The 25,302-nt window shown below is 39.4% G+C and carries 27 protein-coding genes and 9 tRNA genes; 3 read left to right on the plus strand and 33 right to left on the minus strand.

Annotated features, from left to right (window positions below; translation table 11 throughout):
• The 23 genes from proC to EL171_RS07630 all read right to left on the minus strand — a co-directional run bounded on the left by proC (window position 1) and on the right by EL171_RS07630 (window position 20,464).
• Window positions 1-795: a pyrroline-5-carboxylate reductase gene (gene proC / locus EL171_RS07520; RefSeq protein WP_039969003.1), complete on the minus strand. Its 795-nt coding sequence runs from the start codon at window positions 793-795 to the stop codon at window positions 1-3.
• Window positions 796-821: 26 nt separating this feature from the next.
• Window positions 822-1,319: a cell division protein SepF gene (locus EL171_RS07525; protein WP_005385578.1), complete on the minus strand. Its 498-nt coding sequence runs from the start codon at window positions 1,317-1,319 to the stop codon at window positions 822-824.
• A gap of 51 nt (window positions 1,320-1,370) precedes the next feature.
• Window positions 1,371-2,057: a YggS family pyridoxal phosphate-dependent enzyme gene (locus EL171_RS07530; RefSeq protein ID WP_039969002.1), complete on the minus strand. Its 687-nt coding sequence runs from the start codon at window positions 2,055-2,057 to the stop codon at window positions 1,371-1,373.
• A 130-nt stretch (window positions 2,058-2,187) separates the two neighbouring features.
• Complete coding sequence (locus tag EL171_RS07535; RefSeq protein ID WP_005385574.1) at window positions 2,188-3,042, minus strand: purine nucleoside phosphorylase YfiH/LACC1 family protein; 855 nt, start codon at window positions 3,040-3,042, stop codon at window positions 2,188-2,190.
• Window positions 3,043-3,051: 9 nt separating this feature from the next.
• Entirely contained in the window at window positions 3,052-4,779 is a 1,728-nt protein-coding gene (locus EL171_RS07540) for a radical SAM protein (protein WP_005385573.1), read from the minus strand.
• Between the two features lie 62 nt (window positions 4,780-4,841).
• A complete protein-coding gene (locus tag EL171_RS07545; protein WP_005385572.1) occupies window positions 4,842-5,561 on the minus strand; it encodes a DUF421 domain-containing protein in 720 nt (239 codons plus the stop codon).
• Between the two features lie 12 nt (window positions 5,562-5,573).
• Window positions 5,574-6,035, minus strand: coding sequence for a DUF3290 family protein (locus tag EL171_RS07550; protein ID WP_005385570.1), 462 nt, complete (start codon window positions 6,033-6,035; stop codon window positions 5,574-5,576).
• Window positions 6,036-6,158: 123 nt separating this feature from the next.
• Complete coding sequence (locus EL171_RS07555; protein ID WP_005385568.1) at window positions 6,159-6,668, minus strand: hypothetical protein; 510 nt, start codon at window positions 6,666-6,668, stop codon at window positions 6,159-6,161.
• Between the two features lie 145 nt (window positions 6,669-6,813).
• A complete protein-coding gene (gene ilvC / locus EL171_RS07560) occupies window positions 6,814-7,821 on the minus strand; it encodes a ketol-acid reductoisomerase (protein ID WP_005385566.1) in 1,008 nt (335 codons plus the stop codon).
• A 184-nt stretch (window positions 7,822-8,005) separates the two neighbouring features.
• Entirely contained in the window at window positions 8,006-8,791 is a 786-nt protein-coding gene (locus EL171_RS07565) for an ABC transporter ATP-binding protein (protein ID WP_005385564.1), read from the minus strand.
• Window positions 8,792-8,802: 11 nt separating this feature from the next.
• Window positions 8,803-9,291, minus strand: a complete 489-nt coding sequence (ilvN, locus tag EL171_RS07570) for an acetolactate synthase small subunit (RefSeq protein ID WP_005385562.1) — start codon at window positions 9,289-9,291, stop codon at window positions 8,803-8,805.
• The gene (ilvB, locus tag EL171_RS07575) at window positions 9,291-11,000 is read right to left on the minus strand and encodes a biosynthetic-type acetolactate synthase large subunit (RefSeq protein ID WP_005385560.1); all 1,710 of its coding nucleotides are present in this window, start codon (window positions 10,998-11,000) and stop codon (window positions 9,291-9,293) included. Before ilvB ends, ilvN begins: the two co-directional genes overlap by 1 nt.
• An 18-nt stretch (window positions 11,001-11,018) precedes the next feature.
• The gene (gene ilvA / locus EL171_RS07580; RefSeq protein ID WP_005385558.1) at window positions 11,019-12,242 is read right to left on the minus strand and encodes a threonine ammonia-lyase; all 1,224 of its coding nucleotides are present in this window, start codon (window positions 12,240-12,242) and stop codon (window positions 11,019-11,021) included.
• A 41-nt stretch (window positions 12,243-12,283) separates the two neighbouring features.
• Window positions 12,284-13,954 (minus strand): dihydroxy-acid dehydratase, encoded by a 1,671-nt coding sequence (ilvD, locus tag EL171_RS07585; protein WP_039969000.1) that lies wholly within the window; start codon window positions 13,952-13,954, stop codon window positions 12,284-12,286.
• A gap of 561 nt (window positions 13,955-14,515) precedes the next feature.
• Complete coding sequence (locus EL171_RS07590) at window positions 14,516-15,919, minus strand: DASS family sodium-coupled anion symporter (protein WP_005385555.1); 1,404 nt, start codon at window positions 15,917-15,919, stop codon at window positions 14,516-14,518.
• Window positions 15,920-16,008: 89 nt separating this feature from the next.
• The gene (locus EL171_RS07595; protein ID WP_005385552.1) at window positions 16,009-16,452 is read right to left on the minus strand and encodes a cupin domain-containing protein; all 444 of its coding nucleotides are present in this window, start codon (window positions 16,450-16,452) and stop codon (window positions 16,009-16,011) included.
• 66 nt (window positions 16,453-16,518) lie between these two features.
• Window positions 16,519-16,827, minus strand: coding sequence for a heavy-metal-associated domain-containing protein (locus tag EL171_RS07600; RefSeq protein WP_005385551.1), 309 nt, complete (start codon window positions 16,825-16,827; stop codon window positions 16,519-16,521).
• Between the two features lie 14 nt (window positions 16,828-16,841).
• Window positions 16,842-17,084 carry a Sec-independent protein translocase subunit TatA/TatB gene (locus EL171_RS07605; protein ID WP_005385550.1) on the minus strand — a complete coding sequence of 81 codons (243 nt, stop codon included), beginning with the start codon at window positions 17,082-17,084 and terminating at the stop codon, window positions 16,842-16,844.
• Between the two features lie 36 nt (window positions 17,085-17,120).
• The gene (pgl, locus tag EL171_RS07610; RefSeq protein ID WP_005385548.1) at window positions 17,121-17,876 is read right to left on the minus strand and encodes a 6-phosphogluconolactonase; all 756 of its coding nucleotides are present in this window, start codon (window positions 17,874-17,876) and stop codon (window positions 17,121-17,123) included.
• Window positions 17,877-18,045: 169 nt separating this feature from the next.
• Window positions 18,046-18,837: a trans-2-decenoyl-ACP isomerase gene (fabM, locus tag EL171_RS07615; protein ID WP_005385546.1), complete on the minus strand. Its 792-nt coding sequence runs from the start codon at window positions 18,835-18,837 to the stop codon at window positions 18,046-18,048.
• A 238-nt stretch (window positions 18,838-19,075) separates the two neighbouring features.
• Window positions 19,076-19,468, minus strand: a complete 393-nt coding sequence (rpsI, locus tag EL171_RS07620) for a 30S ribosomal protein S9 (protein WP_005377846.1) — start codon at window positions 19,466-19,468, stop codon at window positions 19,076-19,078.
• Between the two features lie 20 nt (window positions 19,469-19,488).
• Window positions 19,489-19,929: a 50S ribosomal protein L13 gene (rplM, locus tag EL171_RS07625; protein WP_005381375.1), complete on the minus strand. Its 441-nt coding sequence runs from the start codon at window positions 19,927-19,929 to the stop codon at window positions 19,489-19,491.
• A gap of 157 nt (window positions 19,930-20,086) precedes the next feature.
• Entirely contained in the window at window positions 20,087-20,464 is a 378-nt protein-coding gene (locus tag EL171_RS07630) for a WapI family immunity protein (protein ID WP_005385543.1), read from the minus strand.
• A 217-nt stretch (window positions 20,465-20,681) separates the two neighbouring features.
• On the opposite strand from EL171_RS07630, the gene EL171_RS07635 reads away from it, so the two are divergent.
• Window positions 20,682-21,887 carry an MFS transporter gene (locus EL171_RS07635; RefSeq protein ID WP_005385542.1) on the plus strand — a complete coding sequence of 402 codons (1,206 nt, stop codon included), beginning with the start codon at window positions 20,682-20,684 and terminating at the stop codon, window positions 21,885-21,887.
• Between the two features lie 97 nt (window positions 21,888-21,984).
• Here the strand turns inward: EL171_RS07635 and rpsD are convergent, their stop codons facing one another.
• Window positions 21,985-22,572, minus strand: coding sequence for a 30S ribosomal protein S4 (gene rpsD, locus EL171_RS07640; RefSeq protein WP_004695181.1), 588 nt, complete (start codon window positions 22,570-22,572; stop codon window positions 21,985-21,987).
• A 297-nt stretch (window positions 22,573-22,869) separates the two neighbouring features.
• Here rpsD and EL171_RS07645 point away from each other — a divergent pair, with 297 nt between their 5' ends.
• Window positions 22,870-23,769, plus strand: coding sequence for a LysR family transcriptional regulator (locus EL171_RS07645; RefSeq protein WP_005385540.1), 900 nt, complete (start codon window positions 22,870-22,872; stop codon window positions 23,767-23,769).
• Between the two features lie 109 nt (window positions 23,770-23,878).
• Window positions 23,879-24,202, plus strand: a complete 324-nt coding sequence (locus EL171_RS07650) for a YnfA family protein (RefSeq protein ID WP_005385538.1) — start codon at window positions 23,879-23,881, stop codon at window positions 24,200-24,202.
• A gap of 224 nt (window positions 24,203-24,426) precedes the next feature.
• Here the strand turns inward: EL171_RS07650 and EL171_RS07655 are convergent.
• The 9 genes from EL171_RS07655 to EL171_RS07695 all read right to left on the minus strand — a co-directional run bounded on the left by EL171_RS07655 (window position 24,427) and on the right by EL171_RS07695 (window position 25,147).
• Window positions 24,427-24,502, minus strand: a tRNA-Val gene (locus tag EL171_RS07655).
• A 3-nt stretch (window positions 24,503-24,505) separates the two neighbouring features.
• Window positions 24,506-24,580 (minus strand) — tRNA-Glu (locus EL171_RS07660).
• A gap of 9 nt (window positions 24,581-24,589) precedes the next feature.
• Window positions 24,590-24,665 (minus strand) — tRNA-Asn (locus EL171_RS07665).
• A 7-nt stretch (window positions 24,666-24,672) separates the two neighbouring features.
• Window positions 24,673-24,747 (minus strand) — tRNA-Gly (locus tag EL171_RS07670).
• A 3-nt stretch (window positions 24,748-24,750) separates the two neighbouring features.
• A tRNA-Val gene (locus tag EL171_RS07675) sits at window positions 24,751-24,826 on the minus strand.
• A gap of 5 nt (window positions 24,827-24,831) precedes the next feature.
• A tRNA-Glu gene (locus tag EL171_RS07680) sits at window positions 24,832-24,906 on the minus strand.
• Between the two features lie 4 nt (window positions 24,907-24,910).
• Window positions 24,911-24,986, minus strand: a tRNA-Lys gene (locus EL171_RS07685).
• Window positions 24,987-24,991: 5 nt separating this feature from the next.
• A tRNA-Asn gene (locus EL171_RS07690) sits at window positions 24,992-25,067 on the minus strand.
• Between the two features lie 5 nt (window positions 25,068-25,072).
• Window positions 25,073-25,147 (minus strand) — tRNA-Gly (locus tag EL171_RS07695).
• Between the last annotated feature and the right edge of the window lie 155 nt (window positions 25,148-25,302).

A 25,302-nucleotide genomic window follows, 5' to 3' on the forward strand; every position in this document is an offset into this window, starting at 1 on the left:
TTATTTCCCCAATTCATTCGACCGAGCAAGACATGCTACTACGCCGTCTTGGAGAGCACTGCGAAGTCCACCTTTTTCCATGGCACCAATACCGGCAATGGTAGTGCCACCTGGACTTGTTACTTGATCTCGTAGTACTGCTGGATGATTGCCACTTTCAAGAGCCATCTTACCAGCACCATACATCGTTTGAGCCGCTGCCTTGATTGCCAAGTGACGAGGCAATCCAATGCGAACGCCCGCATCAGCTAACGCATCAAGAATGACGAACATATAACCAGGGCCCGCACCAGATAGTGCACCTAAGCGATCTAAATCAGCTTCGCTTACCACCGCTACCTCGCCAACAGCCTCAAATAATGCTTGAACATCACGACCAAGGTCAGTATGTACATCATCCCCGGCAAGAGCCGTCATGCCTGCACCGATAGAAGCCGGTGTATTTGGCATAGCTCTAAACCAGTTAGCTTGCGGAATTGCTGCATCTAGAGTATCTAAGTTGATACCTGCAGCAACGGAAATCATAACAGTCCCATAAGGTACTTCTTTTAACGTCTCTAATACAGATGGTAACACTTGTGGTTTTACGGCCAACAAAATCGTATTGTACTCGTTTACATTAGGCAATGTAGTAAAACCTACTACACCGAGCTCCTCAGTTAGAGCCTTACATTGTTCTTCGCGACGCACGAGAATGTGTATATCACTTGCTTTCAACACGCCATGCTGTAATGCACCGCGCAATAGAGCGCCACCCATTGAGCCAACGCCGATACATAAGGTTTTACCTAACATCGTTGTCACCACCATTTATAGAGAAATTATTTATTGTCCCAAGCGTATTCGTTTTGCTCAGCTTTGTTACTGTCATTATCAGAATAATCAATGGAAATGTTTACAGGTACACACATGAAAATGTCTTTACCTACTTTTTCCAATTTGCCATCCAATGCAAAAGTCGCACCAGATACGAAGTCCACAATACGAGCTGCTTCATGAGGATCTGTATTTTCAAAGTTGATCAATACAGGACGCATGTCGCGCAATTGATGTGTAATATTTTCAGAGTCTTCAAATACTTTTGGTTCAATTACAACTACTTTCATAGCTGTTGGACGTTGTGTCATCGTAGATTGGCCTCCTACCTTGCGTGGATGAAATTCAGATGCGCCGGATACTGGAGCTACTGGAGCTACTGGTGTAGGTTCCGCTTCATAGTCCTCTTCATCTTCATAGTCATAATCATCATATTCATAGTCATCATCATTTTTGCCTAAGAATAAGTTTTTTGCTTTGTCTAAATAATCTCCCAATGCCATTTGGATTTCCTCCTAATACTTAACGCTATCGATTATCAGGCAACCCGAGCCTTAATCATATACACGTCCCCCAAAAATTGCTGTGCCTACACGAACGATGTTAGCCCCTTCTTCCAAAGCGACTTCAAAGTCGTGAGTCATCCCCATAGATAAATATTGAATCTGTCCTTCTTCAAAATAGCCCTTCATATCCTCATACAAAGCGTTTGCTACGCGGAAGATTGGACGTGCTTCCTCTGGATCGTCGAAAAATGGCGCCATACACATCAAGCCCCGTACACGTACATGAGGTAATGTCTTTGCATAATCTCGAATCTCTGGAAACTCCTCTACGGACATGCCCGTTTTGGATGCCTCTCGAGCTACATTGACTTGCAACAATACGTCTTGCACCTTGTCGTGCTTTGTAGCGACCTTTTCGATTTCATCTAATAATTTACGGCTGTCTACAGAATGAATTAAATCAAACATAGGCACCGCTTGTCGCACCTTGTTGACCTGTAAATGACCAATCAAGTGCCATGTTAATGCTGGACCTTTATAGGTGAGCTGTTTTTCTTTAGCCTCTTGTACTCGATTTTCCCCCACATGAGTAACACCGAGACGTGCGACCTCTTCCACCGCTGATACAGGGTGGTTCTTAGTAACAGCTACTAATAATGCTGTATCTACGCGACCAACGCTCGCCATAGCATCTGCCATGCGCTGCTGTATTGCGTGTAGGGATTCTTCAATCATGTGATTCCCCTTCAATCTATATTTAAAAACCATAAAATATATTTGTATAGACTATTCTATTATATAGTATTTATTATTGATTGTACATCATTTAGGGCTTATAAAGCCTATAAATCTATGTATGTATATACTACCGTTCTTGTAGCATACCAAATAAAGCCATGCGACCTGTTTTACCAGATTCCCGGCGGTAGGAATAACAATCTACTTCGGTTACACTATCGGTACCACCGATAGCGATATGTTCTTTAGGTACACCATTAACCATAAGCCCTTCAGCAATAAAGTTCCATAAGTTAATATAAGCTTTATCTGATTTATCACCTGGATAGTTTACTACATCAGCAACGCTACGCTCTGTCATACCACGCCAAGCTAACTCAAAACGTTTGCCTAGCTCTATATCAACTTCAAAGGACTCCGGTCCAATACTAGGTCCAAGATATACATAACAATCTTTGAACTCAGTACCGTAAGTTTCTTTCATTGCCTCAATAGTAAGGACTGGTAAATGCCCTATCGCTCCGCGCCACCCTGCATGTACCGTAGCGATAGCGTGATGCTTAGCATCATAAATACCTACAGCTACACAATCAGCAATAAATAAAAATAGTGGTACATTCGGTAATTTTGTAAATACAGCATCACAATCGGCTATAGCTGTATCCTCTCCAAAGGCACCTGCCCCTATGAGGCCTTCTGTGATTTCCACAGCCTTTAAACCATGTACTTGATTACCACAAGAGATTCGCTCTGGTTCAACACCTAAATATTCAGCAACAATAGCACGGTTTTCACGAACATGCTGCGGCTTATCCCCTACGTGAAAGGCTAAATTTAGTGATTCATAGGGCTCTTGAGATACACCACCATGACGGTACGTATCACCTATTGTAATAGGAAAATGGTCTGCCCAATTAGGAGTTTCATAAGACCAAGTACCATGAGGTCCTTTAACATCTATACGTTTTACAGATTGATTCATGAGTGCCTCCTATTTACAAACACCACAGCGCTTACAGCCTTGTACACATGGCGGTGTATACGCTTCATCCACAGAACGTTTCCATTCCATTTCAAGATATCCATCGTCCATCCCCATGTCGAGGTGACTCCATGGTAAAAATTCATCAAAGCTGCGTTCACGATAGTTCATCTCGTCCATGTCGAGGCCGGCAGCCTTCATTTCAGACTTAAAGGACTTACTGCCACGATCTGCTGCACATGCCGCAAGAACAGCACCAAGACGGCGATCACCACGAGCTAGTACGCCTTGGATATACGCCTCTTTAGGTGATTCAACGAGCACCTCTATACGACGGTTCTTTTGCAATGCTTTTTTAATATATTGAAGTTTTTTCTCCACCGTTTTTTGATGATCCATAGCCATCCATTGGAATGGTGTAAAAGGCTTTGGAATAAATGGATTGATACTGAGCGTTAAACGACCTTTACAGCCTACCTCTGCCATATGGGCTTGCGTCCGTTCTGCAAGTCCTACAATTGCTTCAATATCTTCGTCAGTTTCCGTTGGCAACCCAATCATAATGTAGAGTCGCATATGTTGGATACCAGACTTAGCGGATAAAGTGGCAGCATTTTGTAAATGCTCTTCGCTAATACCCTTATTAATTACGCGCCGCAATCGTTCACTGCCCGTTTCTGGCGCAATAGTAATCGTCTTTTGCCCACTATCTGCCAAGCCATCTACAACAGCTTGTGTCAAAGAATCTGCACGCAAGGATGCACAGGAATAGCGCATATCCTTAGACCGAATATAGTTAACCAGTTCATCTACCTCAGGATAGTCCGAAATGGCTGCTCCCATGAGACCAACCTTTTTGCCAAGCTTTTCTGCCCGGTCTACGCCTTCTTTCAAAATTTCTAAAGGCCGTACACGAGGTACGCGGAAGCAATACCCAGCCATGCAGAATCGACAGTGGCGACCACAGCCACGGGCTACCTCAATGATATACATGGCGCCAAACTCTGTATAGTTTGTAGCTACTACGGTTTCACCACCGCTGGTAAGCATTTCAAAGTGACGTTTTATGGTCTTAGGAACGCCATCTGCTATATCATAGCCTTTAAACGCACCATCTTCGCTATAAATCGGCACATATAGAGATGGTACATACACGCCAGTTACATCTGCCAATTGGCGTAAAATAGTATGACGATCTAACCCTTCCATCTGTCCATCTCGAATCACATCTAATACGCGGCTGACGATGCCCTCCCCTTCACCGATAATAAAAGCATCGATAAAGTCGGCAAACGGTTCTGGATTGAAGGTTGCACAAGGGCCGCCAGCAATGACGATAGGATCGAACTCTGTGCGGTCTTTAGCCATAATAGGTACACGACCATGGCGCAACATAAGTGGAATATGGAAATAATCCATTTCAAAGGTTACATCAAAAGCCACCACATCAAATTGATGCATAGGCCGCTGTGTTTCAACACTCATCAACGGTGTCTTAGTCTTATCGTATGCTTCTAATTCTTTCTTCTCAGGCAAGAAAATGCGTTCACATACGCTATCATTGCGTAAGTTGATTTCCTCATAAATAATGTGCAGACCAAGATTACTCATGCCTACAAAATATGTATTAGGATAGACGATTGCTACCTTTTGCCCTGCATGAGGGTTTACAGTAACCCGACTATCTTCGTCTTTATATAATTCTTGTAATCGATCAATTAAATCTTTACGATTCACTAGTTCCCTTTCTATATAAGCCCACTATGAATAGTGGGCTTAAAAATACTACATATTAGATTTTAAAATTTAGATTTCAATGTATTTTTAGTAGAAATAGTTTTAGTCTTTAAAGCACTTACAATTTGAGGACGATGTTTTCTTTCATACGGATAGATGACTACCTCACCATCTTTGTATTCAGCAATATATACATCTTTTATTTTATACCCTTGCTTTTCAACCTCTTTTTCAAGCCACTCTTCTTCTTTTTCAATTACAGCTAATGTAAAATGATTAATCTGACCATCATCAATAAGGTCAAATTTAATATTTTCATCACCAAATTGAACAACGCTTAACTGACCATTTTGTTCTAGTACAGCACGTTTTACATCGGTTACATACTGAACACCAGCAGTACGCAATTTCAATTTAAGCTCTGCAGCTTGAATACCATAGCGCATACACTCTTCAGTTAACACGTGACCTTTTTCAATTACAATAACTGGGTGACCATCAAGAATGGTTTTGAAGAAACTAAGATTGCCTTTTAAGAACTTAAGAGTCATTACAAGAATAGTCCATAAAATGAGGACTAACATAAATTGTAAAATACCAATTTGATCATTATAAATGATGGCACCAATAATACCACCAAGTACATAGTTTTGCAATTGGTCAAGTGCAGAGGTTGGAGCTAAGTTCCCTTTCCCCATTAAGTTAATTTGTAAAATAATCGCCAAGAGACCAATGGCGAGTTTGGCAAAGACCATCCCATAGACGGCCATAGCTTCTGTCATATGTGGTCCTCCTTATGGTAATACATCCTCGACATCATGAATTCGATCAGTAGGGCTTACCTTATAGACACGGGTACTCGTATAGGTTGAAAACTCTGGGTTGAACTGAACCTCATAATAAGCATCATTAACCTTTAAAATCATACCATTACGAATCTTTAAGGAGTTAACCGCCAGTTGTTCACTTGGTATGGATTGATCAGTACTAAACGAATGTAGAAATTGAGCCATACGAGAAGAGTCTTCAGAGTATGTTTTCATTCGGTTATATTCTTGATACTCCAGTCCTAAGAAAAACACTACAACTAAAGACAAAATAACCAATAAATCACGATAGCGATTAGTAAAACCATTTCGCAATACCTGTACCCCTAGAACAAGCAGTGCTAAAAGAATGGCAACAAAAACGATAAAGCCCCATGTTTGGCTTGTCACAGCCTGACTTTCAACATAGGCCAACGTGTAAAAATCCATATTGTTCTCCTTTCATATATTATTCTTTATTATATCACAAATAAATATGCTAATAACCAACAACGACTTATAAAAAATAGAGCTACCACAACGATAGCTCTATTAAACAGTTACTATACTAATTTATTTACATTCACGGTACACGATGATATAAGCATGAGTATTCGCTGTAAAACCAGATTCTAATTCTAGTTCAACTTCTAAAACGACATCGTCAACGTCACCTTTATAATACGCATTCCGTTGTTCCGCGGAATAGAAATACATAGCCGCATTATATTCATTACCCGCTTGTACTGGGATTGTAATGCTAACAGGCTGTGTTTCAACATTCTTTGTTTTAGTGCCCACATTGTCCGTTGTGTAATATACGGCTTCAATAGTGTGTTCACCAGGTGTTAATGCCACAATGACTTGACCATATTGACCAGTTTTATGATCAATAGTAGAAAGGTCCTTACCATCAACCTTTACAGATTTACCATAAATATGAAGAATCGCTTTATTAGCATTCTCTTGAACAAATTGTTGTTCACCGGCTTGTCGTTTCTTATTGAACTTCATAAATACGGCAAACAAAATGGCCCAAATAACTGCGACAGCCACGATGATAATAATAGTTGTAGAACTCATAGTATCTCTCCTTATACCAAAATATACTACACTGACTCTACGCTAACTATATCATACGTACTTATATTACTCAATTAAAAAGCGACCCCAAATGGGGTCGCTTTCAGTAAGCTTATGCTTATCAAGAAATTACTACAGTAATCTCTTATTTCAACCAGCTCATCAAGTTGCGAAGTTCTGCACCAACTGGTTCGATTGGATGGTTAGCAGCTGCTTCACGATGTTCTTTAAGGAATTTTTGACCATTTTTGGAATCAGCCAAGAATTCGTCAGCGAATTTACCAGATTGGATATCAGCCAAGATTTGTTCCATAGCTTTTTTAGTATCTGCAGTAATTACGCGAGGACCTGCATGGTAGTCACCATATTCAGCTGTGTTGGAAATGGAGTGGCGCATTTTTTGGAAGCCACCTTCGTAGATAAGGTCTACGATCAATTTCATTTCATGCAAGCATTCGAAGTAAGCGTTTACAGGTTCATAACCAGCTTCTGTTAATACTTCGAAACCAGTTTTGATCAATTCAGTAACACCGCCGCACAATACAGCTTGTTCACCGAAGAGGTCAGTTTCAGTTTCGGATTTGAAGTTAGTTTCCAAGATACCGGAACGGCCACCACCGATACCAGAAGCCCATGCTAATGCAACTTCTTCAGTATCACCAGAAGGATCTTTTTCTACTGCGTACAAGCAAGGAACACCGGAGCCTTCTTGGTATGTACGACGTACTAAATGACCAGGGCCTTTAGGAGCTACCATGAATACGTTGATGTCTTCACGAGGTACGATTTTACCAAAGTGAATGTTGAAGCCGTGAGCAAATGCCAAGTATGCACCTTGTTTCAAGTTAGGAGCAATATCTTGTGCATATACGTCTGCTTGTAATTCGTCTGGAATCAATACCATAACGATGTCAGCACCTTTAACTGCTTCTGCAGTTTCTTTAACTGTAAGGCCTGCTTCTTCAGCGACTTTCCAGCTAGAAGAACCACCACGAAGACCAATTGTTACGTCCATACCATTTTCTTTTAAGTTCAATGCATGCGCATGACCTTGAGAACCGTAACCTAAAACTGTAATTTTTTTGCCTTCCAATTTGCTCAAATTACAATCTGCATCATAATAAACTGTAGTACCTAAAATTTTACCTGCCATACTAGACAACCTCCAATATATATTCAATAGAATATTTAATATATATACTGTACACAATCTCACAAATAAATGCAAGATTTGTAGTGTATATCGTAATTTATCGAATAGTCAAATAGACTAATCTACAACTTAAATTTGTACCCTTTTTGTATTAAGAAAAAATGAATTATCCCAGTTTTAGCTCTTACTTAACTATAATCCATGGGCGATTTTTCTCCCATACAACAGATACATCAATACCAAATACGTCGCTTAGAATTTCATCTGTCAAGATGTCTCGCTTCTTGCCTTTATACACAATGAGGCCATCTTTAATAATAGCTACATGTGTAATACTGGGCATAATCTCTTCAATTTGATGAGATACATAAATAAAAGGCTTATGCTCCTCTCGTGCCATATTCTCAACAGTTCTTAAGAATTGCTCGCGAGCAGGCAAATCAAGGCCAGAGCAAGGCTCATCTAGAATGAGCAAATCTGGATTAGCCATAATAGCCCGTGCTAATAATACGCGGCGCTGTTCACCAGCGGACAATGTATGAAATCTATGGCCTTCCAAATAGGACAAACCAAACTCAGACAATAATTGCAGTCCTCGTTCACGTACTTCAGGCTCTACCTGTTGATAGATACCGATACTATTAAAGGCACCAGAAATAACAACATCTTCTACGACTTGTTTATCCAAGGTGGACTGGAATTGTCCAAGCGCCGAACTAACAAAGCCTAATCGGGCCTTGATCTTAGGCCACGCATATTTACCAAATTCATGACCAAATACGCGTAATAGTCCTGTTGTAGGAATTTGGTAAGCTGGAATCATGCTGAGCATCGTCGATTTACCAGCCCCATTGAGACCTAATAAGGCCCAATTCTCCCCTTCTTCAACATGCCAATTAATGCCTTTTAAAATTTCGCGACCTTCACGACGAAACTTGACGTCTTCATAATGGAGTAATTCACTACTCACACAACCATCTCCTAAATCTTTTCTCCACGGCTCATTGCGGTAATGCCAGTTTTGGCAATTTCAAGGACACCATAAGTTTCCATAATTTGAATGAAACCGCGTAATTTTTCTATGCTACCAATTACTTCAATAATCATAGAAGTAGGAGAAATATCGAGCACATTGCCACGATATACATCGGCAATTTGTACAATTTGAGAGCGTGTTGCAGCAGTTGCTTTTACCTTGATAAGCATTAACTCACGGCACACCACATCATGATCTTCAAAGACTTTAACCTTTACAACATCAATGAGCTTGTAAATTTGTTTTTGAATTTGATCCAAGATGCGATCATCTGCCTCAACGGTGAGGGTAATACGAGCGTAGCCTGGTGTATTGGTAATACCAGATGTCATCTTTGTAACATTAAAACCACGACGGTTAAAGAGTGCCAATATACGTGCACCAATGCCTGCTGTATTTTTTGCAATTACTAAGACTTGATGTTCTCTCGCCATTATAGCACCCCTTTCTTGCCCATCATACCACTTACAGTACCGCCAGCTGGAATCATCGGCAATACATTATCTTCTCTTGCTACACGGCAATCCAAGATGATACTTTCATCAGATGTAATGAAAGATTTAAATTCTTTATTGAAATCCTCTACATTATCGATACGCGCGGCTTTCAAATCAAAGGCATCTGCCAATTTCAAGAAGTCTGGACTCGTTTCCAAATCTACATAGGAATAACGGCGGTTATTAAAGATTTGTTGCCATTGACGAACCATGCCAAGGTAACCATTATTAATGATAACAATCTTAATTGGTAAATTATATTGGCGAACCATCATGAGCTCTTCGAAGGTCATTTGGAATCCACCATCACCAACAACAAGGATAACTTGTTTATGAGGTGCCCCCACTTGAGCCCCAATTGCAGCTGGTAAACCATATCCCATAGTACCTGCACCACCAGATGTAACAATGGTATGAGGTTTTTTATGAGTTAAGAATTGAGCCGCCCACATTTGATGTTGGCCTACGTCTGTTACAATAACTGCATCCTCTTTGGCAATCTTGTTAAGTTCAGATAATACGTATTGTGGATGTAATACACCATCTTTAGATTCAGGAATTACCATAGGATATTCCGCTTGCCATTCACGAATTTGTCCGATCCACGCTTCATGAGTTGTAGGTTCTACAAGCGTATTAAGTTCAGATAAAACTCGCTTCAAGTCACCTACAATTGGTACGTTAATAGTAACGTTTTTATCAATTTCTGCTGGGTCGATATCGATATGTATGATTTTAGCTTTTTTACAGAAGAAATCTGGATGACCTGTAATGCGGTCGTGGAAACGAATACCAGCTGCAATAACAAGGTCTGCTTCTTCTGTACTATTATTAGCCGCTACAGAGCCATGCATACCCACCATACCAAGAGCAAGCTCATGGTTACCTGGGAAACCACCAAGGCCAACTAATGTATTTGTTACAGGAATTTGAGCTTTTTCTGCCAATTCCTTTAACTCATCCATAGCGCCAGACTTCAATACACCAGCACCGGCAATGATGAGCGGACGTTTCGCATTTTTAATGAGTGTAGCCGCTTTTTTAATTTGCCCTTGATGACCTTTATAGGTTGGATCATAACCTTCAAGATGGATAGGTACTTCATATAATTTATTGTATTCTGTCATGGATATTTTTTCTGTTTGAATATCCTTTGGAATATCAATAAGAACTGGTCCTGGACGACCTGTACTAGCAATAAAATACGCTTCTTTAATGATGCGAGGTAAATCGCGAATATCTTGAACAAGGTAGTTATGTTTTGTAATCGGCATGGTAATACCTTGGATATCTGCTTCTTGGAAGGAATCCTTACCAATAAACGGACGACCAACCTGACCAGTAATGGCCACCATAGGTACAGAATCCATGTAAGCAGTCATAATACCTGTAACAAGATTAGTTGCACCAGGACCGGATGTAGCAAGGCATACGCCTACTTTTCCAGATACGCGGGCATAACCATCTGCTGCATGAGCTGCACCTTGTTCATGACGAACAAAATAATGTTTAATTTCAGGGAAGCTATAAATTTCATCATAAATTGGAATTACCGCGCCACCTGGATAACCGAACATGTCGGTTACACCAAGGCGATGCAATGTTTCAAGGACAATGCGTGCCCCATTGATTGTTTCTGCGCTCATAGGAACCCTTTCGACCAGCTATTCAGATAAAATCTCGCTGGAATTTAATCGTTTAATAATGTAACCATTATTTTTGAAAGTATCAATAATGTGTTTGATGTGTTCTTCACCATTTGTTTCTACAGTCACTTGCAATTCCACTTCATGGAAGCGGTCAAGGTTTTTAAACTGATTATGATCAAGTTTAATAACGTTTGCATCCGCATCTGCAAGCATTTCAGATACAGCAACCAATTGACCTGGTTTATCCGGAAGGTTGACAGAGAAAGTGAAGATACGACCACGTAATACGAGACCTTTATTGATCATAGAAGAAATCGTAAGTACGTCGATATTACCACCACTAACAATGGCTACTGCCTTTTTGCCTTTACAGTCTAATTTTTTTAGACCTGCTAATGGTAAAATACCGGAGTTTTCTGCGACTAACTTATGTTTTTCTACAAGCAACAAAAATGCTTCCATCAATTCATAATCAGAGACAGTAACAATTTCATCTACATATTTCTTAATATATTTTAATGTAGTTTCGCCGATTTGACGTACAGCTGTACCATCTGCGATAGTTGCCACCTCACTAAGTGGTACAGGATGATCTTCTTTTAACGCAGCTATTGCACTAGCCGCGCCTTCTGGTTCTACACCAATAATTTTAATGCTAGGATTTTTTAATTTTGCAGCAGCTGCGATACCAGAAACAATACCGCCACCACCAACAGGAACTAGCAATACATCCGCATCAGGCAATTCCTCAAGAACTTCTAATGCAATTGTACCTTGCCCTTCGATAACATCTTCGTCATCAAAAGGATGGACGAACACATAGCCGTGCTCTTGTTGTAATTCCATCGCTTTTTGGTAAGCTTCATCATAAATCTCACCATGTAGAACGACTTCGGCACCATATTGTTTTGTAGCATTAACCTTGATGAGAGGTGTATGTTTTGGCATAACGATTGTCGCTTTAATGCCTAGACGTTTTGCAGCAAGCGCTACACCTTGCGCATGGTTACCGGCAGATGCGGCAATAACGCCGCGCGCCTTTTCTTCTTCTGTTAATTTTGCAATTTTATTATAGGCACCACGAACCTTAAAGGAACCTGTTATTTGCAAGTTTTCTGGCTTGATATATACATCATTGCCACTTTCATCGGAGAACACATCACTGTGAAGCAATTTTGTTTTCACCGTGATTGTGCTTAATCGCTCACGAGCCTCCATAAAATCATACAACTTATGCATGTACTCTATCTCCTCTAGTTAGTATTAATGAAAATCTACTATTAGTCTTCAAATACTTCGATAGCACCTTGTGCTGCAGAGGATACATGAAGAGCGTATTTTTTAAGATATCCAGTTACATTGGATTTGAATGGTTTCAATGCTGCTTTACGACGAGCGATTTCTTCATCAGATACAGCTAATTCCAATTTGCCGTTTGGAATATCGATGTTGATGATATCACCATCTTCAACAACGGCGATTGTGCCACCTGCTGCTGCTTCTGGAGATACGTGACCAATAGATGCACCACGTGTAGCACCAGAGAAACGACCGTCAGTCAACAATGCTACGTCTTTATCAAGACCCATACCAGCAATCATGGATGTTGGTGTCAACATTTCGCGCATGCCAGGGCCACCTTTAGGACCTTCGTAACGGATAACTACCACATCGCCTTTTACGATTTTACCGCCTGTAATAGCTTCAACAGCTTCTTCTTCGCTGTTGAATACCTTTGCTGGACCAGAGTGAACAAGCATATCTTCATCTACGGCACCTGCTTTTACAACGGAACCGTCTACAGCAAGGTTACCTTTAAGAACGGCAATACCACCTGTTTCATGAACAGGATTATTCCAAGGATGAATAACGTCTTCATCAGTTACATGAGCTACCGCTGCAATTTCACCTTGTGTTTTAAGAGCTACAGTTTTGCAATCTGTATGCAAACGACCATTTTCGGCTAAACGTTTCAACACAGCAGATACGCCACCGGCAGCATACAAGTCTTCGATGAAGTATTTACCAGATGGAGAAAGTTTAGACAATTGAGGTGTGTTTTGTGCAATGCGATCAAAGTCGTCCAAGGACAATGGTACGCCTGCTTCGTGAGCGATAGCTGGCAAATGAAGTGCTGTATTAGAGGAACCACCCAAAGCCATATCTAGAGCTACTGCATTTTCAAAGGCTTCGCGTGTCATAATGTCTTTAGGACGAAGGTTTGCTTTCAATACCTCTACTGCTTGCATACCTGCTAATTTAGCAAGACGTAAACGTTCAGAGTATACTGCTGGAATTGTACCATTACCAGGAAGGCCCATACCAAGAGCTTCTGTTAAGCAGTTCATTGTATTAGCTGTATACATACCAGAGCAAGAACCACATGTAGGACATGCTGTATTTTCGATTTCAGCTAACTCAGCATCACCCATTTCACCAGTTTGATGTTTACCTACGGCTTCGAATACATCAGACAAACCGATTTTTTTGCCATTATGTACGCCTGCAAGCATAGCACCACCAGACACGAATACGGATGGAATATTTAGACGAGCTGCAGCTATCAACATACCAGGTACTACTTTATCGCAGTTTGGAATGAATACCATAGCATCAAATGGTGTTGCCATAGCTGTTGCCTCGATGGAATCAGCGATGATATTACGAGTTACCAAGGAGTATTTCATACCGATGTGGTTCATCGCCAAGCCGTCACAAATACCAATTGTATTGAACTCGATTGGCACACCACCTGCGTTGCGAATGCCGTCTTTTACGGCTTGTACAATATTTTTCAAGCCCACGTGACCAGGGATAATTTCGTTGAAAGAGTTCGCAATACCAATGACTGGTCTGCCCATTTCTTCATCAACAAAACCAAGAGCTTTTAGCAAAGATCTGTGTGGTGCACGTGCTACGCCTGTTTTTAAATTGTCACTTCTACAACTCATGTTAATCTCCTCACTTTTCTTGAAAGCATCCACTTGGATGCTTTTCAACTTAATAAAAAAAGACGATTCTTATGAATCGTCTTAAAAGTTTACAAATGATATTCCTTTTGTTTACAGAATCCCTATATACATAAACGACCTATGTATCCCTTGGAATAAATACACATAAGAAACAAACCGTATAGTCAATTCTTATTGATTGTATATTAAACCATTCGTGGAACTTCTAAGACAAAAACGTGTTAAGTTGTTGTTCATAATTCGAATGTTTTTAATAATCACGACGAGCGCGATAATCAACAAGCTAATGACTAAACCCAACATGTTTCCTCCTAAAGTAATCTGTAATCATAAAATAATAATAACACTTTATATAATGTCGTGCAATAAATATTCTATAGATTTATCATATAAATTTTTAAAGTTTACCATATATAAAAACTATAGCAATAACAATAATACACTACCTATCTAATACATATAGAAAATAAAACGATAACAAACTACTAAACAGATAGCGCAAACAAAAAATCCCCCACTACCGTGAGAGATTTTTGAATATTATAGAATACCGAATAGCCACATACCAAGGGTGCCGCCCCAGAAGTGAATAAGGAAGCTTACTACAGAAATGGCAAGACCTACACGCCACCACGTTCCTTGCGGTACGTAGCCCGCACCGAAGAAGATTGGCGTTACACCAGAGCTATAATGCGTTAATGTACAGCCAGGACTATTCATCAAACCAAAGAGCAAGATGGTAAATGGAATTGGTGCTCCCATCGCTACCAAGATGGCTGCAAAAGCGGAGAATAACGCTGTAATACGCGCTGTACCACTGGCAAAGAAATACTGAGAGTATACAAAGGTTGCAGAGATAATAAAAGATGCCCAGAACCAATCAATACCTACAAGATGTTGACTTACAAAGTCTGCAAACACCGCTACAACACCTAATTTACCAAGTAAACCAGCCATACCAACGAGGGTACCCATCCAGATTAGAATATCCCAACCTGTGCGTTCACCTAGAATATCTTCCCAAGTAAGGGATCCTGTAACTACACAAGCAAGTACGCCCATCATAGCAACTACAGTAGGATGTAACTTCGTCCAAATCGCTGTGGACCACAGCAAAATACAAATTACAAAAATAATAGCCACTGAAATTTCAGCCTTTGTAATAGGACCTAGTATATCTAGCTCTTTTTGGGCCATTACCGCTGCTTGAGGCGTCTCCTTGATTTCAGGTGGATAGATTTTATAAATAAACCAAGGCATCAAGATCATACAAAGTACACCAGGGATTACACCTGCTTGGAACCATTCCCACCATGAAATATCATAGCCAAATAATTTTGCACCTAAGGATGTAATCAATAAGTTACCACTACAAGCAGTTAAGAAGATTGTTACAGTAATGGTGTTTATCGTATGAGCCGTGGTCATCAAGTACGCCCCAATACGACGTGCTGTACTACCATTTGGCTCAGAATCAAAGGCTAACGAAATATTTTGTACAATAGGGAAAATAATACCGCCCCCACGAGCCGTATTAGATGGCGTGGCAGGAGAAATAATAAGATCCGTACAAGCCAATGCATAAGCTAACTTTAAGGAACTAGTACCAAAGGAGCGAATCAAAGTATACGCGATACGCTTACCAAGGCCAGAATTAATAATGCCTCTAGAAAAGAATACAGCTGCTACGATAAGCCATACATTGGCTTCAGCGTAACCACCTAATGCTTGCACCATGGTAATAGAATTTGTTGCTACAGCCGCAACAATACCAAAGAGTGCCATAATACCTGTTGGCCAAGGTCGTAAAATAAAACCTACAATTGTAGCTGTGAAGATAGCTAATAAATGCCATCCTTCAGGCTTAATCGCCTCTGTGTGAGGCAAGAACCAAATTACAAGTCCTACCAGTACCGTCAGTGCGGCGCGTGTAAAGGTATTCATAGAACCTCCCTATCAAACTACACATATCAACAGTTACTGTTGATTATAAAAAACTATATGGCGGTCATTACACATAACCGCCATATAAATTAGCAACTTTCCAAAAATTCTTTAATCTTTGGATTAGAGCGCAATGTATCCATCTCTTCAGGGGTTAATAATTTCACCTTGTCCCGATCTTGGTTAACCAAGCAAAGGAATCCGATATAATCTCCTTTATTAGCCCGGAATTGATGTATCGTTTTACCTGGAATTTCAATAAAATCACCAGCTTCTACATCATGGATTTCATCGCCTAATAAGACTTGACCCTTCCCGCGGAATATCATAACCATATGTGTATGTTCATGATATTCAAGCGTAGAATACCCACCTGGCAAGCATTCAAAATAGCGGAATTGGCATGGAATATCAAAGGCCCCATCGTATAAAACTTGACGTGTTACATCTTTAAAAGGGCTACCATCTTGTTTATATACCAAGGTATCGACGCCATCCCACTTGAAATTTTCAGCATCAAACTTGCGTATCATTTTATTACCTCTTTATGAAAAAAGGCTGCATCGAAACAGTGTTTCAATACAGCCCTATGGGTTCGATTATTTGAAGAAACGTTTCAATGTTCCTAGTAAACCATGACTATGTTCTTGTACACCATCTGCAACGCTTTCTACTTCAAAGCCTGTACGTTCAATAGCTTTTGTAATATCTTCAACAGATGCTTTTGCTGGATCAAAAGAAACAGTCGCTGTTTTCTCTGGCAAATTTACCTCTGCACTCAAAACACCAGGTAATCCAAGGGATGCACCTTCAACAGTTTCTTTACAGTTATTGCACATCATACCAGGTACAGTAAATACCTTTGTTACAACGCCATTATCTTCACCACAACCACAATCTTTGCACATAGTAATACCTCCTATTAATCATTAACTTCTTTATGTTTATCGTCGTTTTTAGCCCCTGCTGTTACGTCAATAGTAGTCGCCTTTTTAACGGCTTCTTTCGTTTCATCAACAGCTTTTTTAGGGCCGGAAATAGCATCTTTAAATTCATTGATGCCCTTACCAATAGCTTTACCTACTTCAGGCAACTTACCAGGTCCGAAGATAACTAGAGCGATCACTAATATAACTATTAATTCAGGTGTTCCTATAGATCCCATATGTATCTCCTTTATATTTACTAAAACTTACATCTTTTAGTGTACATCATTATAGGCTGCCTTGTCTACATACCAGGTCACAGCTTCTTGTGAAAGCACCGCACCAGGCAATGTACGACCAATGCGTTTATCCCACGTTAAATCCTCGTAATCTTCGCGTTGGTATAATACCTTTGTCAATGCAGTTCGCTTGCTTTCACCAGTCACAGTAAACCAGACAGCATCAGATTTTGCTAGGAAAGAAAAAGTCATAGAAATGCGTTCCCATACCTTGCCATCCTCAACGGCAACCACATCTTGATCAGCTACACGAAGCGCGTGAGAGCCTGCAAATAATCCTGCCGTATGACCATCCTCGCCTAAATCAAGCAACGCTAAATCAAGACCAGATTTTTTACATGCCTTTAGGACATTGCGAACCTCTTTTTCATATTCTTCAGCCGCTTCATGTACGGTTTTAGAATCCGTATTAATCGGCAAGAAATGAGCAGCCCCCTTTGCCTTGCATAGCAAATGAGGTTTTACGCGATTGAAGTAATTATCCTCATGCGTTTGTGGCAAGAAACGCTCATCAGTCCACAAGAAGAATATACGTTCCCAATTAAGGCGCTCAATATATTCAGGAGAGTTAAGTAATTCTAACAAACCATTTATAACAGTACCCCCAGTAATACCAACGATGCACGTTTCAGTACGGCTAATTTCATCATTCGTAAAATCAATAAAATCCTCCGCCAATGCTTGGACTACATCACTAGGACCGTCATAACATTTAATTGTATCTTGAGCCATGTAATAATGACCTCCTAAAACTATTATAATAGTACTATTATATATACTTTTGCTTTTTTATGAAAGCAAAACCGATGTAACTCAATATATAGAGCCACATCGGTTCGAATTATATTAGTAACTGCTTATAAAATACATGATATTTCAAAGAATTACAAGAGAATAATTATTATTTTTGACCAAATTTAGGGCGACGACGTTCTGTGAAAGCTCGTACACCTTCCTTAAAGTCTTCAGAAAGACCTAAGGAGCATTGATTTTCTACTTCAAACTTCTTGTACTCTTCCCAGCCAGATAAGAAGCTATTCCACATCATTTCTTTCATAACGCGGTAAGATTGTGCAGGACCTTTTGCTAATTTCTCTACAAGACGTCTTGTAGCAGTTTCTAGATCTTCTAATTCACAAACTTTATATACAAAGCCAAGTTCTTTACCTTTTTCAGCAGATACGGCTTCACCAGTCATAACGATATGCATAGCACGGTTCATACCAATGGAACGAGTCAACAAGAACAAACCACCTGCATCTGGAGCAAGACCTACGTTTACGAAAGCTTGAATAAAGCGTACGTTATTAGCTGCCACCACAAAGTCTGCAGCTAACGCCATGTTGAACGCCGCACCTGCTGCTGCACCTTGAAGGCTCATGATAACAGGTTTAGGTAAGCGTTTCATAGCCATAGAAATTTGAGCTACAAGCTCAACAATTTCAAATAAAGACTCTGTATCACCATCATTTACAGCCCGTTCCATTTCTGTTAAATCGCCACCAGCAGAGAATACCTTGCCTTCAGCATTGATGAGCAATGCACGAACACTTTCATCATTATGTGCTTTGTCTAAAACCTCAAGGATCTCCTTGCACATCTCGATATTAAAACCATTCGCCACTGTAGGCCGATTAAATGTCAACGTACCAATGCCGTTGTCCACTACGTACTGAATTGTATTATAAATCATATGAGTTCTCCTATATGAAAATCCATTTTCGAAAAAATTCGATGATATATCTCTATTATAGGAGAATTAAATGTCCCTGTAAATGATAGAATTACATAACCCAATAAAATCAAAGCAATACTATTATCCTATAAGCTATAAGCCACAAACTAAAAATAAGACCTAAGCTATAAGTAGTCTATAATGCAAAAACACCTGCAGACATTGTCTGCAGGTGTAATAACCTGTATTCCAAATATTAACGTTTGGAGAATTGGCTTGCTTTGCGGGCTTTTTTAAGACCGTATTTTTTACGTTCTTTCATACGTGGGTCACGAGTCAAGAAGCCAGCTTTTTTCAAAGATTGACGAAGTTCACCATCTACGTCCAATAACGCACGGGAGATACCGTGACGAATTGCACCAGCTTGACCGGAAGGACCGCCACCAGCTACAGTTGCGATTACATCGTATTGTTCAACTGTGTTAGTCAAGTTCAAAGGTTGTTTTACGATCAATTCCAAAGTTTGGCGACCGAAATATTCATTAAGTTCACGTTTGTTAACAGTGATTTTACCTGTGCCCGGTACCAGACGAACTCTAGCAACGGAAGATTTTCTACGACCAGTGCCGTAATATTGTGCTACTGCCATTATATGTTCCTCCCTCTAGATTATCGTACGGAAATTTCTAATACTTCTGGTTTTTGAGCTGCATGTGGATGCTCAGGACCAGCGTATACGTTTAATTTACGGTATTGTTGTGCACCCAATTTATTTTTTGGAAGCATACCACGAACTGCCATTTCAACAACACGTTCAGGTTGTTTTTCAAGCATCATGGACAATTTAGTGAAACGGGAACCACCTGGGTAACCAGAGTGACGGAAGTATTCCTTTTGTTCCAATTTTTTACCAGTTACGCGAATTTTTTCTGCGTTTACAACGATCACATGGTCACCAGTGTCTACGTGTGGTGTGAAAGTTGGTTTATTTTTGCCCCGAAGAACTTTTGCAACTTCGGCAGCAAGGCGTCCTAAAGTTTTACCTTCAGCGTCAACAACATACCATTTCCGTTCGATTGTGTTCGGATTGGCCATAAATGTAGTTTTCATGCTGCATATCCTCCTAATAACGTCATAATTCTACCAAAATCAGCTTGTCCTTTGCTTCCGGGGCTAATGGAAACACGACTAAAGCTTACTCAAAATAGTATACAGATTTTATAGGTTTGTGTCAATTAAAATTTAGTACTTATATGCTGTCATCAAATTATTTTTTTAATATAGAATTACATTGCTGTATTACATCATTCAATACGGTCTGATCAGTATTAAGAAGAAGTTTAACCCAATTATCACGCCAACTGCCTCCTAATTGAGCTTCTACTTTTATATGTCCATATGAATTACATATAATATGGACATAATCATCCGAATCATCATAAGCAATACGAACTTCTCCATCTAATGTTATATATATTAATTTGAGTTGACTGATTAATTCTCTAAATTCATTTACAGTATAAACAAAGGTACCTCGACCAGAAAAGTCTCCACTTTTGATATATACACTAAAGGCAATACACTCTTCTCGCGGCTCAGCATCAGCGATATATTTTTCTTCTAACTCAACACGGATAATATCCATTAATATCTCCTCTAAATAATAAAAATGAACAGTCCCCTTTATTATCTTTCATTAGCAGAAACCTACTTATATTACACATTACTTTATATTGTGCAGGAAATTTAAATATTTATATAGAATTATGAATGTATAACATCAAAATTGGTAAAAGTTTAATTGAGATTTTGTAAAATAATACATATTATATCAGTACATCTATTATCTAGGAGATGATAGTATGAATCTAGAAAACAAAAACTCATTTCTCTTAAATAGTGCTCTATTCTTTTCAACAATGGGAAGCACCGCAACAACACTAGGTTTTATAACATATATATTCAATACCACCCACAGTCCCTTTGATACAGGGGCAGTTACAATAGCGACATTATTAGTTGGAATGTTATTAGGCCCATTTTTAGGGATACTCGTAAAAGAAAAAGGCTTAATGTGGTCTATGGTTGTTCCTGAAATAGTTTCGGGTTTTATATTATTAATTTTTGTTTTCATAGATAACCTATATCTAGTATATATCATAGCTTTTCTTATAGGTTTTAATAATAAAATTTTAGGAATCGCTAGACTTTCTTTTGTACCTAATATTACAAATGATTTAGTCAAATTCAATGCACTGCTCCGGTCTATTAATCGTTTTGCATTAATAAGTGGTTCCTTATTATTTAGCGTTATAATTAATTACTCTTTAACGCTAGTATTCGTTATTGATGCAATTACTTATATTATTTCCGCCTACCTACTTTATCGTTTAAATAAAAATGTAAGAATCCAATCACACTCAACTATCTCCAAAAAATCTATTAGGGAAAGTATATATGATCGCATTCAACTTTTATTAAAAGGATATAAGTTATTATTCCTAAATAAAAAAATTAATTTTATAGTTTATTTGGGTATATTAGCCAGAATATTTTATATGTGTATACCTATTCTACTATTAATATTTATTAAAGATATCTTACATTTAACTGATAGTCAGTATGGATATACGCAAACAATCTCTAGATTGGCATCATTCATTATTTTTGGACTTCTTGCTAAATATTTTACTATTAACTTAGCAACGAGTTTTAAAAAAGTTTTGTTCCCTCTTTTTATACTATATGGAGGAAGTATTTTTTGCATAGGCTATATAAAAACAATAGAACAACTTTATATTCTATATAGTATATCTGAAATATTATTATTTACAGCCGTTGTTTTAGTTCATGCATATATACAATCTATTTTTTCACAAGAAGAGTTAACATTGGCTAGCGGTTCTGTAAGTACAGGTTTCTCTATTGGATCAATATTATCAATAACTATATTTACAAACTTAGCAAATATATTACCGCTACATGATATATTTTTTATATGTGGACTGGGGATAATTATAAGCGCAGTTATTATAATAGGCTATACTCGATTAAACCAAGAAAGATAGATTTTATGATAATTATTTGATTTACCCTTTTATAAATGATACACACATAATATATAAAAAATCCGCAGTGCGTTGCACTGCGGATTTTTGCGCCAAATTATTTGGAGTACAATTCGACGATAAGTGTTTCGTTAACTTCGATAGGAAGTTCTTCACGTTGAGGAAGACGAGTGAATGTAGCTTTGAAGCCTTCCAAGTCTTTTTCAATGTAAGGAAGTTCGAAAGAACGAAGTTCTTGGAAGTTAGTTTTGAACATTTCGTTGTCACGAGATGCTTCGCGCAATTCGATTACATCGCCTGGTTTGCAGGAGAAGGAAGGAATGTCTACGCGACGACCGTTTACCAAGATGTGGCCATGGTTTACCATTTGACGAGCTTGACGAATGGAGTTACCGAAGCCGATGCGATATACAAGGTTATCAAGACGTTGTTCCAAAAGGATCAACATGTTTTGACCTGTAACACCTTGCATTTTTTTCGCTTTATCATAATAGCGTACGAACTGGCGTTCTAGCAAGTTGTAGTAAGCTTTAACTTTTTGTTTTTCTAATAATTGTGTGCCATACTCAGACATTTTTTTCTGACGTTGGTCTTTTTTGACGCGATTCAAGGCTTTTGCGTGACCGAATACGTTCACACCAAAGCGACGACAAAGTTTGAATCGAGCCTCTCTTCTCGTTGCCATGTGATTATCACCTCATAAGATTAATATAAACTTGTACCTACACATAAAGGTACTCATGTATAATATCATTTTCATTTACTTATGTCAATTATTGATAATGGTGAAAGTCATTGAAATAAGTGCATAATAGCGAACTGATTTTACACTTTTTTGCGATAATATTGCTCACTATATCGATTGTGCATGCTTCATCATATTTTATAGATTTAGATGAAAAAACAATTATAGTATGCTACAATATTAGTAAGAAAGGTAATAGGTATCATTGGAGTTTTATGTCAATATTGGGGGAATACTATGAAAGAGTTACCTACAATGCAAGAGCTACAAAGTTTTATTACCTATAATAAAACAGGAAGCTTTACATTAGCTGCACAATCTATGAACATTACACAATCAGCTTTCAGCGCTCAAATGAAAAAATTAGAGCGTCTAGTTGGTGTGAAATTAATTTCCCGCTCTACACGAGGTAGCCGTTTGACACCAGAAGGTGAATTATTCCTACCAGAAGCAGAACAAGTTCTCGACACATTGGAACGTGCTATTCAATCAATCCGTTTAGCCAGCAAGGTAGAACGTCCAATCTTAAATATTGGTGTATTGCGTAGTTTAGGGGACATTCGCCTTAACGGATATGTATCCCACTTCTTCCAAAACCATCCTGAGTTCTCTGTCAGCATTTATGACATGGAAGAAGAAGAGTTGATGCTCGACTTACGCGAAAATCGTATCGACATTGCCCTCCTCTACTTACCAAATAACAAGGATATGTCAGCATATGAATCTACAGCCCTTCGCGAGGACGAATTCGTATACTATGCGCCAAACATTATCGATGGTATGGAAGTTGCTAGTTTGAAAGCAATTCAGCAACAACCGTTGCTTATGTATCCACCTAAGTACTTTATGTATCGCACATTGAAAAACTATGTGGGTAACGGCCAACAAAACCTACATATTAGAGGTAGCCGTTTATCCAACCCATATACAATGATCGACTACTGCCAAAAAAATAAATCTGGCTGCATCGTAGCACGCCAAATCTTAAATTCTTTAAATATCAATGATGGCTTCATACCTTTAGAAAAACCGTTTAAACTGCAAGTGTGCTTCGCATTCAAGAAGAATAACTCTAAATCCGAAACAATGCATACCTTTATGGATTATGTGCATAGCGAATCACCAGCACGTTTATAAGAACGAACCAAAGCCTGTACACAAATACGTGTACAGGTTTTTTTATTGCCCTCTACCGTTACAAGTTGTAAAATAGAGAATAGATTTCAATTAATATTGTGAGGTTATTATGCTCTTATCTATTTTCTTCTTTATATTGGCTGGTCTAGCCGAAATCGGTGGTGGCTATTTAGTATGGCTGTATATGCGCGACGATAAAAGTCCTGTCTATTTACTAGCTGGTGCTTTCATCCTGTTCTTATACGGCATTATCCCTACCTTTCAACCAGAAGCAAGCTTTGGTAAAGTTTACGCAGCCTATGGTGGCGTATTTATCGCCCTCTCCATCCTATGGGGTTGGCTCATCGATGGTTTACGACCAGACACATATGATATCATCGGCGGTCTTGTATGTCTTGTAGGCGTCTATATCATCATGTACGCGCCGCGTTAAATACTAAGAATCCAACTACTATATAAAGAACAACAATAACTACATAAAGTGCAAAGAGTACAACCACTACAGTTGTACTCTTCTTTTTATTCCTATTACTATTGTTTTATATAGGTAACCATTTTCCTATAACTATCACCTTAAACAAATGGCTATTCCTTTATCTATAAATATATGTTGTTTACTATAACAAAAAGCGGTCATCCGAAGATAACCGCTTACGTTGGTGGACGATGACAGGATCGAACTGCCGACATCCTGCTTGTAAGGCAGGCGCTCTCCCAGCTGAGCTAATCGTCCATGTGGTGACCCGTCCGGGAATCGAACCCGGGATACCGCCGTGAAAGGGCGGTGTCTTAACCGCTTGACCAACGGGCCATATGAAATTGGCTCCTCGAGTAGGACTCGAACCTACGACCGATCGGTTAACAGCCGATTGCTCTACCAACTGAGCTATCGAGGAACATTAATGGAGCGGGAAACGAGATTCGAACTCGCGACCCCCGCCTTGGCAAGGCGGTGCTCTACCGCTGAGCTATTCCCGCATGTGGTGGACGATGACAGGATCGAACTGCCGACATCCTGCTTGTAAGGCAGGCGCTCTCCCAGCTGAGCTAATCGTCCATATGTGGTGACCCGTCCGGGAATCGAACCCGGGATACCGCCGTGAAAGGGCGGTGTCTTAACCGCTTGACCAACGGGCCAGAATGGTGACTCACCCGCGACTCGAACGCGGGACACCCTGATTAAAAGTCAGGTGCTCTGCCAACTGAGCTAGTGAGTCATGAATGGCTCCTCGAGTAGGACTCGAACCTACGACCGATCGGTTAACAGCCGATTGCTCTACCAACTGAGCTATCGAGGAATGTATGGAGCGGGAAACGAGATTCGAACTCGCGACCCCCGCCTTGGCAAGGCGGTGCTCTACCGCTGAGCTATTCCCGCATACAGAACCGATAATTAATATAACATAATCATCAATCTGTCGTCAAGAAGAATTTAAGTCTGTCCTGACTGCCCTATAATAATATCAATTTACACATATAGTGTCAATGGTTTTTCCATGAAATTCTCAGTTAATTTTGCATAATTGAGCATAA

Source organism: Veillonella dispar, from assembly GCF_900637515.1.
Lineage (GTDB): Bacteria > Bacillota > Negativicutes > Veillonellales > Veillonellaceae > Veillonella > Veillonella dispar.

Bases quoted from the DNA above. Each gene is read 5' to 3' on its own strand.
- proC (WP_039969003.1), bottom strand. From the start codon at position 795: ATGTTAGGTAAAACCTTATGTATCGGCGTTGGCTCAATGGGTGGCGCT.
- EL171_RS07525 (WP_005385578.1), bottom strand. From the start codon at position 1,319: ATGGCATTGGGAGATTATTTAGACAAAGCAAAAAACTTATTCTTAGGC.
- EL171_RS07530 (WP_039969002.1), bottom strand. From the start codon at position 2,057: ATGATTGAAGAATCCCTACACGCAATACAGCAGCGCATGGCAGATGCT.
- EL171_RS07535 (WP_005385574.1), bottom strand. From the start codon at position 3,042: ATGAATCAATCTGTAAAACGTATAGATGTTAAAGGACCTCATGGTACT.
- EL171_RS07545 (WP_005385572.1), bottom strand. From the start codon at position 5,561: ATGACAGAAGCTATGGCCGTCTATGGGATGGTCTTTGCCAAACTCGCC.
- EL171_RS07550 (WP_005385570.1), bottom strand. From the start codon at position 6,035: ATGGATTTTTACACGTTGGCCTATGTTGAAAGTCAGGCTGTGACAAGC.
- EL171_RS07555 (WP_005385568.1), bottom strand. From the start codon at position 6,668: ATGAGTTCTACAACTATTATTATCATCGTGGCTGTCGCAGTTATTTGG.
- ilvC (WP_005385566.1), bottom strand. From the start codon at position 7,821: ATGGCAGGTAAAATTTTAGGTACTACAGTTTATTATGATGCAGATTGT.
- ilvN (WP_005385562.1), bottom strand. From the start codon at position 9,291: ATGGCGAGAGAACATCAAGTCTTAGTAATTGCAAAAAATACAGCAGGC.
- ilvB (WP_005385560.1), bottom strand. From the start codon at position 11,000: ATGAGCGCAGAAACAATCAATGGGGCACGCATTGTCCTTGAAACATTG.
- ilvA (WP_005385558.1), bottom strand. From the start codon at position 12,242: ATGCATAAGTTGTATGATTTTATGGAGGCTCGTGAGCGATTAAGCACA.
- ilvD (WP_039969000.1), bottom strand. From the start codon at position 13,954: ATGAGTTGTAGAAGTGACAATTTAAAAACAGGCGTAGCACGTGCACCA.
- EL171_RS07590 (WP_005385555.1), bottom strand. From the start codon at position 15,919: ATGAATACCTTTACACGCGCCGCACTGACGGTACTGGTAGGACTTGTA.
- EL171_RS07595 (WP_005385552.1), bottom strand. From the start codon at position 16,452: ATGATACGCAAGTTTGATGCTGAAAATTTCAAGTGGGATGGCGTCGAT.
- EL171_RS07600 (WP_005385551.1), bottom strand. From the start codon at position 16,827: ATGTGCAAAGATTGTGGTTGTGGTGAAGATAATGGCGTTGTAACAAAG.
- EL171_RS07605 (WP_005385550.1), bottom strand. From the start codon at position 17,084: ATGGGATCTATAGGAACACCTGAATTAATAGTTATATTAGTGATCGCT.
- pgl (WP_005385548.1), bottom strand. From the start codon at position 17,876: ATGGCTCAAGATACAATTAAATGTTATGACGGTCCTAGTGATGTAGTC.
- fabM (WP_005385546.1), bottom strand. From the start codon at position 18,837: ATGATTTATAATACAATTCAGTACGTAGTGGACAACGGCATTGGTACG.
- rpsI (WP_005377846.1), bottom strand. From the start codon at position 19,468: ATGGCAGTAGCACAATATTACGGCACTGGTCGTAGAAAATCTTCCGTT.
- rplM (WP_005381375.1), bottom strand. From the start codon at position 19,929: ATGAAAACTACATTTATGGCCAATCCGAACACAATCGAACGGAAATGG.
- EL171_RS07630 (WP_005385543.1), bottom strand. From the start codon at position 20,464: ATGGATATTATCCGTGTTGAGTTAGAAGAAAAATATATCGCTGATGCT.
- EL171_RS07635 (WP_005385542.1), top strand. From the start codon at position 20,682: ATGAATCTAGAAAACAAAAACTCATTTCTCTTAAATAGTGCTCTATTC.
- rpsD (WP_004695181.1), bottom strand. From the start codon at position 22,572: ATGGCAACGAGAAGAGAGGCTCGATTCAAACTTTGTCGTCGCTTTGGT.
- EL171_RS07645 (WP_005385540.1), top strand. From the start codon at position 22,870: ATGAAAGAGTTACCTACAATGCAAGAGCTACAAAGTTTTATTACCTAT.
- EL171_RS07650 (WP_005385538.1), top strand. From the start codon at position 23,879: ATGCTCTTATCTATTTTCTTCTTTATATTGGCTGGTCTAGCCGAAATC.